The following is a 13,005-nucleotide window of genomic DNA, read 5'->3' on the forward strand; positions in this document are numbered from 1 at the left end:
CGCGATACAGGAACAATCGGGCCCGCCCTTTTTCTTCAGGATTCGACATGAAAGGCCGACAAGCCGGGCTCGACCAGTTTCTGACCTATCGCCTCCATGCGCTCGCGAAGCGATCCGACCGCGGGATCGCCGACGTGTACCGGCACAAGCTGGACATCTCGCTGCCCGAGGCGCGCGTGATCGCCGCCGTCGGCGCCTTCGGTCCGTTTTCGATCATGGATCTCGCGCGCCACACCAATCTCGACAAGAGCCAGGCGAGCCGCGCGGCGGAAGCGCTGCTGCGCCAGGGGCTGCTCGAGCGAAGCGCGAGCGAGGAGGATGGCCGGATCGTGCTGATCGCGCTGACCACCGACGGCCGCGCGCTGCATCGCAAGATCATGCCGATCGTGCGCAAGTGGAATGAAGGCTTGCTCGCGTGCCTGTCCGACAGCGAGCGCCAGACGTTCGAGCGGCTGCTCGACAAGGTGGTCGCGAGCGCGATCGAACGCGACGACTGAACCGCTTGGCGGGCGTAGTCGGCGCCGCCCCTATCGCGAAGGTGCGGCATGGGCTGCAATCGCTGCGGCCGCGCACATGTTTCAGGCGCCTGCCGCTTTACCCGGATTTATTCGGATGAATCCCGCGGGCCGCCCGAGTCGCGCAAGCGTGGGCGGCGGCCCGGGCGACCGCTCGCCGTTTCGTCATTCTTCCCTGCATGCCGGCCATCGCCGCCGCGCTCTCCCTCCGCTACAGCCCGCTGTTCGCCGCACGCTGACGCAGCAACCCCAGCACCGCGTCGCAATACGGCGTCGGCACGCCGAGCTTGCGCCCCAGTTCAGGAAACACGCCGAGGATCGGCCCGATTTCCAGCGGCCGCCCGGCCTCGAAATCCTGCAGCATCGATGTCTTGAACGCGCCGAGCTTGCGCGTCACGGCAATCCGCTCCGGCCCGCTCATCCCCGCATCGAGGCCGAGCTTCGCGCCGATCGCGGCCGCCTCCTCCATCATCCGCAACGCGAGATCCCGCGTGAACGGATCGTCGAGCAGCTGCTCGGCGGTCGACCCCGTCAGCGCGCTCAACGGATTCATGTTCATGTTGCCCCACAGCTTCGCCCAGATCTCGGTGCGGATCGCCGGCGTCGACTCGACGTCGAAGCCGCCCGCGGCAAGCGCCGCCGCGAACCGCGCGGTCGGCGCGGCGAGCCGATGGTCGGGCGAGCCGACGATCAGGCGGTTGCCGCGGCCGCGGCGCACGACACCCGGCGCATCGGTGCTCGACGACAGGTGCACGACGCAGCCGATCGCCTGTGCGGGCGGCAACGCCGCCGAGACTGCACCCGCCGGGTCGACCGCGTCGAGCGGCACGCCGTCGAGCGGGCCCGCGAGCCCGTGCGTGATCCACCACGGCAGCCCGTTCATCGCGGCGACGATCACCGTGCCGGGCCCGACCAGCGGCGCGATGCGCGCGGCCAGCGCCGGCAGCGCCTGCGCCTTCAGCGCGATCACCACGTAGTCCTGCACGCCGAGCGCAACCGCGTCGTCGCTCGCGCGCACCGGGACCGACGACATGACGCCCGCCTCGTCGATCACGCGCACGCCGTGCGTGTCCAGTGCATCGAGCGTCGCACCGCGCGCGAATGCGCTCACCGTCATGCCGGCCCGCGACAGCGCGGCCGCGAGCAACCCGCCGATCGCGCCGACACCGACCACCGCCGCGCGCACCGACCCTGAATTCGTGTCGTTCATGATGGAAATCCGTCTACCGGGAGCTGACGAGCATAACGCTCAATGGTTGCGGATACAACCATTCGTGCCAGCACCCGCATGCCGATGCCGGCACGAGCGATTCAGCGCGCCGCGCCACCCGCCTCCACCGGCTCGTCGTCGGTCGGGCCGCCCGTCGCGCCGAGCACGCCGGCGATCTGGCTCTTGTCGTGCATGCCGAGCTTGCGGTACGCGCAGCGCAGGTAGTGACGCACGGTCGTCGGCGAAATCGCCATCTGCTGCGCGACCTCCTTGTGCGAACGGCCGGCACCGTAATAGCGGATCGCCGCCAGCTCGCGCGGACTCAGCCGGTCGAGCAGCGAGCGCGGCCGCGCCTCGATCTGGAACAGTCCCGCGACGGGCACGCACTGGATGCGCAACGCATCGCCGATGAACGGCTGGCCCGACTGGCGCCGCACGTGCGCGACCAGCGGCTCCGGTACGCGCGGGCCCGTCCACGCCGGCCATTCGGTGCGCAGCACGTCGTCGAAGCCGTGATCGGCGTGATGCAGCACGCCGAAGTTGTCGCACAGCGCGCGCGCCGCCGGCGCCACCGCGTCGCCGCGCTCGCGCGTGAGCTGCGCCGCGCGATTGATCGTCAGCGCGGCCGCCAGATGCGGGATCACTTCCTCGAAGCGGCTCGCGTCGTCGTCGCTGAACGGACGGTTCAGGCCCTGGCGGTAGATCGACATGAACGTCGTCAGCCCGAAGCGGCGGTCGAGCGTACACACGCACATCAGTTGCGCCAGCCCGTACTTCACGCACCAGTCGCGAAACCGCGCGTCGAACCCGGGCTCGACGACCGACAATCGCACCGCGCGACCGTGCGCGCCGAGCAGCGTGCGCTGCGCGAGCGGATCGCAGTCGCGCACGCGTTTCCAGTCGCTGAAGAACGCATGCGGCAGACGGTAGAGGAAACTGTTGTGCATCACGGGGCCGGTCGGCACGTGCGTCGCGACGCCGGTCCACGCGGCGTCGAACGGGATGAGCCCCTGCAGCAGCGAAAAGAAGCGGCACTCGAATTCGCCGATGCCCGACTGCGCGGCGAGCGCGTACAGATCGAGCAGCATCAGGCCGAGTTCGCGCCGCGCCGCGTCGCCGCGGGTCACGCCGTCGAAATCGGCGCGGCGCGGCGGCAGCGGCGGCCAGGCGGATTCCTCGAGCACGATCGCGGCCGGCACGTCGCGCAACGCGTCGAGATCCTGCCCGATATCCGTCGTGATCCTCACCTTCCGCTCCCCTGCCCGATCGGGCCGCTGATGCGCGCAACGCAGACCGGCCGATTATAGCGACCGGCATTTTTGGCGGGCGCCGCCGCCGGAGTACACGACAGCCCCATCCATTTGAACGGGACGCCGCCCGTTGCTGCCGCGCAGCACGCCGCGCCGCGGCGTCGCGGCGCGTCCATGCCGTGCACCGCGGGTTTTCCATACCGTTCATCTGCACGACTGTTCGCCGGTTTTCCCGCTGCGGACACTGCGTCGCGACAACACCAACGACAAACGATGCAGGACGGTATGGAGAACCCCACGTGATGACACCCCGCTTCATCCGCACGGCGACGGCCGCCGCTGCGCTCGCTGCGTGCAGCTTCGCCGCACACGCGCAATCGACCCTCACGCTGTACGGCGCGCTCGACGCCGGCGTGCAGTACCTGACGCATGCCGACGGACGGCACGCGGCCGTGCAGTTGCAGAACTACGGCATCCTGCCGTCGCAGGTCGGGCTCAAGGGCACCGAGGATCTCGGCGGCGGCTGGCGCGCGCTGTTCAAGCTCGAACAGGGTCTCAACATCAACGACGGCACCGCGACCGTCCCCGGCTACGCGTTCTTCCGCGGCGCGTACGTCGGCATCGCGGGGCCCGTCGGCACCGTCACGCTCGGCCGGCAGTTCAGCGTGCTGTTCGACAAGACGCTGTTCTACGACCCGCTGTGGTACGCGTCGTACAGCGGCCAGGGTGTGGTCGTGCCGATGAACGCGAACTTCATCGACCACTCGATCAAGTACCAGTCGCCGGCGTTCGCCGGCTTCGATGTCGAGGCCCTCGCCGCGACGGCCGGCGTCGCGGGCAATACGCGCGCGGGGCGCGTGCTCGAACTCGGCGGCCAGTACACGAGCAACGGGCTGTCGGTCAGCGCGGTGCTGCATCAGGCGCACGGCGACGCGTCGGCGGCGGGCGACGCGTCCGCGCGCCGCCGCGAGCTCGGCACGCTCGCCGCGCGTTATGCGTTCGCGACGCTGCCGCTCACCGTCTACGCGGGCGTCGAACGCCTGACCGGCGACCTCGATGCGGCGCGCACGATCGTCTGGGGCGGCGCGCGCTACCTGACGTCGGGCGGAATCGGGCTGAACGCGGGCGTCTACCACACCGATTCGCACACGCCGACGATCGGCCGCCCGACGCTGTTCATCGCGAGCACCACCTACGCGCTGTCGAAACGCACCGTCGCCTACCTGAACCTCGGTTATGCGCGCAACAGCGGCCAGAGTTCGCAGACCGTCTACGAATACGACCCGACACCGCTCGCCGGCGCATCGCAGTTCGGCGCGATGGTCGGCATGTACCACCTGTTCTGATTCCGTCCAGCGAGATTCCGCCATGAAAACCCTTTGCTCCACCGATGCAGCACTGCCGTCCGACGGCCGCGCGTCGCGGTTCGCGCGCTCGACGCTCGTCGCCCTCGTCGTGTTCGCGGCCATCACGCCGCTGCTGCTGCTCGTCGCGCCGGCCGTCGCCGGTCAGTTGGCGACACAGCTCGGGCTGTCCGCGTCGCAGATCGGCACCTACTTCTTCGTCGAACTCGGTGCGTTCAGCCTCGCGACCGTGCCGTCGTACCTGTGGCTCGGCCGTGTCGATGCGCGCCGCGTTGCCGCCTGCGCGATCGCGCTGTTCGGCGCGGGCAATCTCCTGACCGCGCTTTGGATGCCCGGCTTCGTCACGCTGCTCGCGTTGCGAGCCGTCACCGCGCTCGGCGGCGGCTCGCTGATGGTGCTCTGCATGACCAGTGCGGCCACGAGCGAGAACAGCGATCGCGTGTACGGCCTCTGGGTCGTCGGCCAGTTGATCGCCGGCGCGATCGGCTTGTTCGTGCTGCCATACGTGTTCGCCGGGTTCGGGCTGCGCGCGCTGTACGTCGCGCTGGCCGTGCTCGCGCTGCTTGCCGCGCCGCTGTCGCGCGGCTTTCCGGCCACGCTCGGTGCGCGGAGCGCGTCGGCGCGGGCCGCGCGCGGCGCTGCGACGAATACGCCGCAGCGCTTCGTCGCGCTCGCGATCGGTGCGGTGCTGACGTTCTATCTCGCGATCGGCAGCGTGTGGACCTTCGCGAGCCGCGCGGCGGCGGAAGCCGGACTCGATCCGCAAGCGACCGGCAACGTGCTCGCGATCGCGAGCGTGATGGGAATTGCCGGCGCGGCGCTCGCATCCTGCGCGGGCGGCCGGCTTGCGCGGCGCACGATGCTGGCCGCCGGCTACGCGCTGCTCGCGGCGTCGCTCGTCGCACTCGCCGCGCTGCCGCATGCGCGCGGCTACAGCGCCGCGATCTTCGCGTTCAAGTTCGCGTGGACGTTCGTACTGCCGTTCATTCTCGCGACCGTCGCACAGATCGATACGTCCGGGCGCCTCGTCGCGACGCTCAATTTCGTGATCGGTGCGGGCCTCGCGGCCGGCCCGCTGCTCGCCGGGCTGTTGCTCGATGCCGGCGGCACGATGCACGCGCTGTTCGCGGCCGCCACTGCCGTCGCGATCGCGTCGTTCGCCGCGCTGCGCCATATCGATCGCCGCGCGCGGATTGCCGCGGCTGCCATTTCCTCCCAACCGTGACGGGTCAAGCACATCCATGAATCGCACTGCCTTCTTCACCGACGAACGCACGTTCTGGCACACCGGCGGCACGCACGCGCTGTTCTTCCCGGTCGGCGGCTGGGTCCAGCCGCCATCGAGCGCCGGCTACGCGGAATCGCCCGATTCGAAGCGGCGCTTCCTGTCGCTCGTGCAGGCGTCGGGCCTTGCCGCTCACCTCGACCTGCGCGGTGCCGCGCCGGCCACCACCGGCGATCTGCTGCGGATTCATCCGGCGAGCTATCTCGACGCGTTCCGCGCGCTCAGCGATGCGAACGGCGGCGACCTCGGCGATCTCGCGCCGTTCGGCAAAGGGAGCTACGAGATCGCCGCGCTGTCCGCCGGCCTCGCGATCGCGGCAGTCGACACGGTCGTCGGCGGGCATGCGGCCAACGCGTTCTCGCTGTCGCGCCCGCCCGGCCATCACTGCCTGCGCGATCGCCCGATGGGCTTCTGCCTGCTCGCGAACATCCCGATCGCGATCGAGGCCGCGCGCGCGAAGCATGCGATCGAGCGCGTCGCGGTGATCGACTGGGACGTGCATCACGGCAACGGCACGCAGTCGATCTACTACGACGATCCGGACACGCTGACGATCTCGCTGCACCAGGACCGCTGCTTTCCGCCCGGCTACAGCGGCGGCGACGAGCGCGGCGAAGGCGCGGGCGTCGGCGCGAACCTGAACGTGCCGCTGCTCGCGGGCAGCGGCGACGACGCGTATCGCCATGCGTTCGAGCGGATCGTGCTGCCGGCGCTGGAACGGTTCCGGCCGGAGCTGATCGTCGTCGCGAGCGGTCTCGATGCCAGCGCGGTCGACCCGCTCGCGCGCATGCAGTTGCATACCGACAGTTACCGGTACATGACGCGGGCGGTGAAGGAGGCGGCACGGCGCCACTGCGGCGGACGGCTCGTGATCGTGCACGAAGGCGGCTATTCGGAGGCTTACGTGCCGTTCTGCGGACTCGCGATCGTCGAGGAACTGGCCGGCATCCGCACCGAGGTCGCCGATCCGATGCTCGACCTCGCGATCGCGCAGCAGCCGGGCGAGCGGTTCGTCACGTTCCAGCGCGAGCTGCTCGACGAACTGGCCGCGTCGTTCGGGTTGTAACGCGCGCTCACCAACGAGATGGGGCCGGCCCTTGCGCGATCGGTGCGGATGGGGTTTCCTGTGCTTTTATACCTGCCAGGCCCGGGCCCCTCTTCAGATGAAATCGTCTCCGCGCGAACCCGACACCAACGACAAAGCGCGCCGCCAGCCTTCGAAGCTCGCCCTGAATATCGCCGCGGTGCTGGTCGGCCTCGTCACGTTCGCGATCGGCGTCGCGTGGTTGATCTATAGCTGGATCGTCGATCGCGAAGCGCAGTATTTCGCGATTCCGCTGGTGTTTTCGGTGCCGGTGATCGTGGCGGTCGCGGTGCGGAGTTTCTGGGACTAGGCGCGCGCCGAACGACAAAGCGCCGCGGTCGGTCGACGCGCGGCGCCTTTCATCAAATGCGGTAGCAATATTGGCGGTCCGCTCCCGGCCGCTCACAAGCCCGCGTGCCGACACGGGTTGGGAACCGCGCCCTGATACCCGCTGGCGAAACCCAGTGCGGAACCGAGCAGCGCCGTGCCGACCGATTTCAGGACGGTTTCGCCCGACAGCGACACCCCGCTCGAAATCAGCCGGCCCGAATAGGCCGAACACTCCGGGGAGGCTGCGCCGGTCTGCACGGACCTGGCGCTCCACGCGACGTTGTCGGCGGCCGTCGTGGCAGATGCCGGTACGGCCAGCGCGAGCGTGAGTACGGCAATCGATGTGTGTGCGATGTTCTTCTTCATGGACGGTCCTTGGCAGGGAGCGCTGCGTACAGGAACTGTAATGAAGAGATGATACGCGCTACGCGACCCGAATTTCCGTGCGCTGGACAGGAGCCGTGTATCGGCGAAAATCGTCATCAACAAAAAAGCGCTGCCGGTCAGCCGACCGGCAGCGCTTTTTTGAACGGTCCTGGGCGGAGCCCGTTCGACTTCGTGGTGCGTGAGGCCGGACTCGAACCGGCACACCCTTGCGGGCGTCAGGACCTAAACCTGGTGCGTCTACCAATTTCGCCACTCACGCGCATTCCTGTCGCCTGACCGCGCGGCACGCAAGAAGCGTGCTCCACGCGCCCGGGCGTCATGCCGGCCCGAAAACCCGAAAACCGGCACGCCCGATCAGGCGAGCGCGAGATTCTACCCGATCCGCGCAGCATTGTCTCGCCCCGCCGGCGCCCGTCGGACAGCGGTGCTAGAATGCCGCGCTCGACGTGCCGGCCACCCGCCGGCACGCGCCCCCCGAATCCGCCTCCGCCACGACCCCACCCGTGAACTTCGACGACTACTGTCAGCAAAAGGCCGCCCCCGCGGGCTCCAGCGTCTATTACGCGCTGCGCCAGGCGCCGCTCGTCGCCGCACCGCGCCTGACGGCCCTGTTCGCGCTGCGCCGCGAACTCGAGGAAACCGTCAAGGAAACCAGCGATCCGACCGTCGGACACACGAAACTCGCGTGGTGGCACAAGGAACTCGCGGCGCTCGCCGCCGGCGAACCGTCGCACCCGGTCACGAAGGCGCTCGCGCAGCACCACCCGGCGATCGGCGCAGAAACCGACGCGCTGCGCACGCTCGTCAACGGTTACGGGATGGATCTGGAACAGGCGCGTTACCTGGATTTCGCGAACCTGCAGCGCTACATCGCGCAGGTCGGCGGCACCTTCGCGTCGCTGGTCGCGCGCGCAAGCGCCGCGAATCCGGCCGAACCGCAACCGTGGGCCGCGCAGGCCGGCCACGCGCTGATGCTCGCGCAATTCGTGCAGGAACTCGGCAACGATGCGCGCCACGGCCGCATCTATCTGCCGATCGACGAACTGCAACGCTACAACGTGACCGCCGCCGACCTGCTGAATCGCCGCTACAGCCCGGCCTTCAGCGAGCTGCTGCAGTTTCAGACGGCCCGCGCGCGCGAAGCGCTCGCCGCCGCCGACGCGGCGATCCCCGCGTCCGAACGCCGCGCGCAACGCACGCTGCGTGCGCAGATCGCACTGGCCGGCGCGCTGCTCGACGAAATCGAGCGCGACGGCTACCAGGTGCTGCACCAGCGTATCGCGCTGACGCCGATCCGCAAGCTGTGGATCGCGTGGCGCGCCGCACGCGGCCGCTGATCCGCCCCGTCACGCACGACCGCCTCACACCTTCAGCAGCGGCAGCGTCTCGAAGCGCTGCTGCAGCACGTGCGTCGCATCGAGCCCCCACCACGGCCCGAGCACGGTCGCATAGAGCTGGCGGAAATCGACGGCGACCGGCAGGTTGCCGTTGCCGTCGAGATGCCCGAGTGCCGGCGTCGCGCCGTACAGCCCGCCGGCCACGCGGCCGCCCATCACGAAATGCGGCGCGGCGGTACCGTGATCGGTGCCGTTGCTCTGGTTCTCGCGCACGCGCCGCCCGAATTCCGCATACGTCATCACGAGCGTCTGGTTCCAGCGCCCGAGCTCGACCAGCGCGCCGCGCATCGCACTCATCCCTTCCGCGAACTGCCTGAGCAGCGCCGCCTGCTGCCCCGGCTGGTTCTGGTGCGTATCGAAACCGTTGAGCGTGAGCCGCAGCACCGCGACGCCGTCCTGCGCGCCGGGCCCGGACGCCTCGCATGCCGCGAGCACCTGCATCGCGGTCTTCACCGAGGTCCCGAACGTACCGGCCGGAAAGGCCGTCCTGAACTCGCGCATCCCGCCGCGCGGGCGCAGCCGGTCGGCCGCCTTCACGATGTCGTTCTCGACCTCGATGATGTGCGCGAGCGCCGGGTTCCGTTCGCGCAGCGACGACGGTTCGGCCAACCGCGCCGCGCGGATGAACTGCGCGGGATTGACGAGCGCGATCGCGCGCGCGCCGTTCGCGAGCGGTCCCATCTCCGCACTGCCGAGCACGACGCCGTCCGCCGCGAAGCCGGGCGGCACCGGCGCCTGCGCGAACGTGCGCGTGAGCCAGCCTTCGTGCAGGTACTGGTCCGAGCGCGACGCGGTGTCCCAGATCTCGATCGAGCGGAAATGCGACAGGTTCGGCTGCGGATAACCGACGCCCTGCACGATCGCGACCTGTCCGTCGCGCCACAGCGGCATCAACGGCGCGAGCGACGGGTGCAGCCCCGTCTGCGCGTCGAGCTGCAGCACCTGGTCGCGCTTGATGCCGATGCTGCGGCGGAACTGGTAGTAGAGCGGATCCGCATAGGGCACCACCGTGTTGAGGCCGTCGTTGCCGCCCTTCAGTTCGACGAGGATCAGCACGTTCGCATAACCGGTCGCCGGCTGGCGCCTGACCGCGACCATCGATGCCGCCTGCGCGGGCGGCTGCCACAACGACACGCCCGCCGCGGCCGCGGCGCCCGTCAGCGTCAGAAAATCACGTCGGTTCATCGTGCATCCTTCGGCTCGCCGTGCGGCATGGCCACCGCGGCAGCGTGCCTGTTCGTCGTCGTTTCGGTCGTTTCAGTCATTTCAGTTGATAGGCCGGATCCATCAGCAGCGCCTCGAGATACGCGCTGCCGGTCGAGTCCGTATCGATCGCCGCGACCGGCGACACCGGCAACACCGCATGCTGCAGCTGGAGCTCGGTCGACAATCCCGCAATCGCCTGCGGCCGCGCACGATACTGCGCGAGCCAGCGTTCGAGGTCGAATCGCAGGCCGCCGCGCGCGAGTTTGACCGGCGCGCCGCGCATGCCGGCAACCGACGCGGCGTCCGCAACCGGTATCGCCTGCGCCCGCGCATTCGGCGACGGCGGCGCCATCGCATGCGCGGGCGAGCGCATGCCGGCCGTCTCGGTCGCGCGGAACAACTGCTCGACGAACTGCTTGCGCGCCAGCAGCGTGGTGCTGTTGATCCACATCGCGCCGCCCGGCCAGCCCTTCACGTTCGGCGGATAGAACAGGTTCTGCCCGAGCGTGCGCACGGTGTTCGCGAGCGTCTGCGGATCGCCGTACGCGACGTCGAACAGCCGCACCGACCCGACGACGAACTCGGCCGGCGACTTCACGAGCACGCCGCGATTGCGCGGATCCCAGAACGCGTCGGTCGACCAGAGCGCGGCGAGCGCCGCGCGTATGTCGTAGCCGCTGGCGCGAAACCGCTCGGCCACGGCATCGAGCGCGCCGGCGTCGGGCGTATCGGACACGAATTCGTGCCACAGCTTGCCGGCGATGAAGCTTGCCGTCTCGGGCCGCTTCAACAGGATGTCGAGAAACCCGTCGCCGTCGAACGCGCCGGTCTCGCCGAGGATCGTCTTGTCGCCCGCGTCGTGCCAGTCGGGCCGCACCTCGAAGCGCAGCGTATCGGGATCGACGCTCCAGCCGGTCATCGCGCGCGCGGCTTCGGTCACGTCCCGCTGCGAGTAATGCCCTTCGCCGAGCGTGAACAGCTCCATCACCTCGCGCGCGAAATTCTCGTTCGGGCGGCCCTTGCGGTTGCTCGCGCCGTCGAGATACTGGAGCATCGCCGGATCCTTCGCGACCGCATGCAGCAGCGTGCCGAAGTTGCCGAGCGCCTCGCGCCGAAACAATGCATTCTGCGCGGCCATCGTCTGCGGATACGGGACCTTGTCCTGCCCGGACGTGAAGTGCCCGTGCCAGAACAGCGTCATGCGCTCGGTGAGCGGCGACGGCGTGACGATCATCTCGTTGACCCAGGCGGCGCGCAGCGCATCGTAGCGGACATTGCGCTCGCGCTGCTCGTCGCGGCGCATGTCGGGCGTCAGCGCCTGACGCTGCGCGCGCGTCGGCGGCAGCTCGGCGATCCAGTCGGGCGAGGCCGTCACGGGCTCGCGGCGCACGTTGCCGAGCGTATCGGCCACCACTTGCGCGCGCGTCATCCCGACGATGCGGGCAACCTCGGCCGGTGCGGGAGAAAAGCCGGTACGGCTCAGGAAGAACAGCGCATCGTCGGCGTCGAGAGGCGCCTGCATCGCGGGCGAGGCCGGGGCGGCAGCGTTCGCTTTCATCGTCGTGGACTCCCGGAGCGCACCGGCGGTGCGGATGCCGGTTCAACGGCGGCACGCATCCGAAAGTTGACCGAAAAATTGCTACGGAATCTTTCCGCGCCGTGCGAACGCGCGTGCGTGTCAGCGCTTGTACAGCTCGCGAACGGCGTCCTCGATGTGCTGGCGCAGCAGGTGGCGCTCCTCGGGCGTCATGTGCCCGTCGCGACGGTGCTGATCGAGATCGGGAGGCACGGCGGAACGGACCGCCGTGTCGGCGGCGCGGTCGGGCTGCGGCGCTTTGCCGCGCGGCAGCTTGCGCGACGAGGCGCCCTGCTCGGGGCGCTGCGCATACGCGAAGTTCGACGCATATGGACCGGCAAGTGCGATCGTCAGCATCAGTGCAATCCGGGCAGATCGCATGACCGTCCTCGCTTCTTTGGTCGATTTGTTCCCTTCGTCACGCGGCAACCGGTTACCTCTGGTACTTGAAAAACCCTGCGGAATTCGGGTGTACAAAGATGAAAGATGGAGTGCAGGGGAGTATCTACCGAATTTCAGCTTCGAGTAAAGGAATCTCTATAGCCTGCCTTTACTCCGCGCGACACTACGGGTAAATTTTGTAACGGACTGTAACGCGCGAAAATACGCGACCGTGCGTGATTTCCCATTCGCGATAAGATGCCGCTCATGGAAACGAAAAACCCCTCCAAGATTCTCGTCGTCGACGACGACCCGCGCCTGCGCGATCTGCTGCGCCGCTATCTCGGCGAGCAGGGTTTCAACGTGTACGTCGCGGAGAACGCGACCGCGATGAACAAGCTCTGGGTGCGCGAGCGCTTCGACCTGCTGGTGCTCGACCTGATGCTGCCGGGTGAAGACGGCCTGTCGATCTGCCGCCGCCTGCGCGGCAGCAACGACCGCACGCCGATCATCATGCTCACCGCGAAGGGCGAGGACGTCGACCGCATCGTCGGCCTCGAGATGGGCGCCGACGACTACCTGCCGAAACCGTTCAACCCGCGCGAACTCGTCGCGCGCATTCACGCGGTGCTGCGCCGCCAGGCGCCGGCCGAACTGCCTGGCGCACCGTCGGAAACCACCGAGGTGTTCGAGTTCGGCGAGTTCTCGCTGAACCTCGCGACGCGCACGCTGACGAAGTCGGGCCAGGAAATTCCGCTGACGACCGGCGAATTCTCGGTGCTGAAGGTGTTCGCGCGCCATCCGCGCCAGCCGCTGTCGCGCGAAAAGCTGATGGAGCTCGCGCGCGGCCGTGAATACGAAGTGTTCGACCGCAGCCTCGACGTGCAGATCTCGCGCCTGCGCAAGCTGATCGAACCGGATCCGGGCAGCCCGCGTTTCATCCAGACCGTCTGGGGCCTCGGCTACGTGTTCATTCCGGACGGCGCCGCCTGATCTTTTCTCTTTCCGGTTTCGCCCGTC

Annotated in this window: 13 protein-coding genes and 1 tRNA gene; 7 read left to right on the forward strand and 7 right to left on the reverse strand. The window is 68.8% G+C overall.

What is annotated here, in order from left to right; all coding sequences use genetic code 11:
- Window positions 1-47 precede the first annotated feature (47 nt).
- A complete protein-coding gene (locus DIE02_RS00720; RefSeq protein WP_124486232.1) occupies window positions 48-497 on the forward strand; it encodes a MarR family winged helix-turn-helix transcriptional regulator in 450 nt (149 codons plus the stop codon).
- 229 nt (window positions 498-726) lie between these two features.
- Here the strand turns inward: DIE02_RS00720 and DIE02_RS00725 are convergent, their stop codons facing one another.
- Window positions 727-1,725 (reverse strand): 2-dehydropantoate 2-reductase, encoded by a 999-nt coding sequence (locus DIE02_RS00725; RefSeq protein WP_124486231.1) that lies wholly within the window; start codon window positions 1,723-1,725, stop codon window positions 727-729.
- 101 nt (window positions 1,726-1,826) lie between these two features.
- Window positions 1,827-2,972: a helix-turn-helix transcriptional regulator gene (locus DIE02_RS00730; RefSeq protein ID WP_124486230.1), complete on the reverse strand. Its 1,146-nt coding sequence runs from the start codon at window positions 2,970-2,972 to the stop codon at window positions 1,827-1,829.
- A gap of 302 nt (window positions 2,973-3,274) precedes the next feature.
- Between DIE02_RS00730 and DIE02_RS00735 the strand changes: the two genes are divergently transcribed.
- The 4 genes from DIE02_RS00735 to DIE02_RS00750 all read left to right on the forward strand — a co-directional run bounded on the left by DIE02_RS00735 (window position 3,275) and on the right by DIE02_RS00750 (window position 7,018).
- Complete coding sequence (locus DIE02_RS00735; protein WP_124486229.1) at window positions 3,275-4,321, forward strand: porin; 1,047 nt, start codon at window positions 3,275-3,277, stop codon at window positions 4,319-4,321.
- A gap of 22 nt (window positions 4,322-4,343) precedes the next feature.
- A complete protein-coding gene (locus DIE02_RS00740) occupies window positions 4,344-5,564 on the forward strand; it encodes an MFS transporter (protein ID WP_124486228.1) in 1,221 nt (406 codons plus the stop codon).
- Window positions 5,565-5,580: 16 nt separating this feature from the next.
- Window positions 5,581-6,690: a class II histone deacetylase gene (locus tag DIE02_RS00745; RefSeq protein WP_124486227.1), complete on the forward strand. Its 1,110-nt coding sequence runs from the start codon at window positions 5,581-5,583 to the stop codon at window positions 6,688-6,690.
- A gap of 97 nt (window positions 6,691-6,787) precedes the next feature.
- A complete protein-coding gene (locus DIE02_RS00750; RefSeq protein WP_044843684.1) occupies window positions 6,788-7,018 on the forward strand; it encodes a hypothetical protein in 231 nt (76 codons plus the stop codon).
- A gap of 92 nt (window positions 7,019-7,110) precedes the next feature.
- Here DIE02_RS00750 and DIE02_RS00755 read toward each other — a convergent pair whose 3' ends face one another.
- Together DIE02_RS00755 and DIE02_RS00760 are read right to left on the reverse strand one after the other, a co-directional pair.
- Window positions 7,111-7,404 carry a hypothetical protein gene (locus DIE02_RS00755; protein WP_124486226.1) on the reverse strand — a complete coding sequence of 98 codons (294 nt, stop codon included), beginning with the start codon at window positions 7,402-7,404 and terminating at the stop codon, window positions 7,111-7,113.
- A 193-nt stretch (window positions 7,405-7,597) separates the two neighbouring features.
- A tRNA-Leu gene (locus DIE02_RS00760) sits at window positions 7,598-7,684 on the reverse strand.
- A 244-nt stretch (window positions 7,685-7,928) separates the two neighbouring features.
- Between DIE02_RS00760 and hpnD the strand changes: the two genes are divergently transcribed.
- Complete coding sequence (gene hpnD / locus DIE02_RS00765; RefSeq protein WP_124486225.1) at window positions 7,929-8,762, forward strand: presqualene diphosphate synthase HpnD; 834 nt, start codon at window positions 7,929-7,931, stop codon at window positions 8,760-8,762.
- A gap of 24 nt (window positions 8,763-8,786) precedes the next feature.
- Here hpnD and DIE02_RS00770 read toward each other — a convergent pair whose 3' ends face one another.
- The 3 genes from DIE02_RS00770 to DIE02_RS00780 form a co-directional block, all read right to left on the reverse strand.
- Window positions 8,787-10,007: a DUF1501 domain-containing protein gene (locus tag DIE02_RS00770; RefSeq protein WP_124486224.1), complete on the reverse strand. Its 1,221-nt coding sequence runs from the start codon at window positions 10,005-10,007 to the stop codon at window positions 8,787-8,789.
- 76 nt (window positions 10,008-10,083) lie between these two features.
- Window positions 10,084-11,586: a DUF1800 family protein gene (locus DIE02_RS00775; protein WP_124486223.1), complete on the reverse strand. Its 1,503-nt coding sequence runs from the start codon at window positions 11,584-11,586 to the stop codon at window positions 10,084-10,086.
- 120 nt (window positions 11,587-11,706) lie between these two features.
- Window positions 11,707-11,985 carry a hypothetical protein gene (locus DIE02_RS00780; RefSeq protein ID WP_124486222.1) on the reverse strand — a complete coding sequence of 93 codons (279 nt, stop codon included), beginning with the start codon at window positions 11,983-11,985 and terminating at the stop codon, window positions 11,707-11,709.
- Window positions 11,986-12,243: 258 nt separating this feature from the next.
- Between DIE02_RS00780 and ompR the strand changes: the two genes are divergently transcribed.
- Window positions 12,244-12,978, forward strand: coding sequence for a two-component system response regulator OmpR (ompR, locus tag DIE02_RS00785; RefSeq protein WP_004192636.1), 735 nt, complete (start codon window positions 12,244-12,246; stop codon window positions 12,976-12,978).
- The last annotated feature ends 27 nt before the right edge of the window (window positions 12,979-13,005 follow it).

The sequence above is a fragment of the Burkholderia sp. Bp8991 genome (assembly GCF_003853795.1).
Classification (GTDB): Bacteria; Pseudomonadota; Gammaproteobacteria; order Burkholderiales; family Burkholderiaceae; genus Burkholderia.

Bases quoted from the DNA above. Each gene is read 5' to 3' on its own strand.
- DIE02_RS00770 (WP_124486224.1), bottom strand. From the start codon at position 10,007: ATGAACCGACGTGATTTTCTGACGCTGACGGGCGCCGCGGCCGCGGCG.
- DIE02_RS00775 (WP_124486223.1), bottom strand. From the start codon at position 11,586: ATGAAAGCGAACGCTGCCGCCCCGGCCTCGCCCGCGATGCAGGCGCCT.
- ompR (WP_004192636.1), top strand. From the start codon at position 12,244: ATGCCGCTCATGGAAACGAAAAACCCCTCCAAGATTCTCGTCGTCGAC.
- DIE02_RS00755 (WP_124486226.1), bottom strand. From the start codon at position 7,404: ATGAAGAAGAACATCGCACACACATCGATTGCCGTACTCACGCTCGCG.
- DIE02_RS00740 (WP_124486228.1), top strand. From the start codon at position 4,344: ATGAAAACCCTTTGCTCCACCGATGCAGCACTGCCGTCCGACGGCCGC.
- DIE02_RS00780 (WP_124486222.1), bottom strand. From the start codon at position 11,985: ATGCGATCTGCCCGGATTGCACTGATGCTGACGATCGCACTTGCCGGT.
- DIE02_RS00750 (WP_044843684.1), top strand. From the start codon at position 6,788: ATGAAATCGTCTCCGCGCGAACCCGACACCAACGACAAAGCGCGCCGC.
- DIE02_RS00720 (WP_124486232.1), top strand. From the start codon at position 48: ATGAAAGGCCGACAAGCCGGGCTCGACCAGTTTCTGACCTATCGCCTC.
- DIE02_RS00745 (WP_124486227.1), top strand. From the start codon at position 5,581: ATGAATCGCACTGCCTTCTTCACCGACGAACGCACGTTCTGGCACACC.
- DIE02_RS00725 (WP_124486231.1), bottom strand. From the start codon at position 1,725: ATGAACGACACGAATTCAGGGTCGGTGCGCGCGGCGGTGGTCGGTGTC.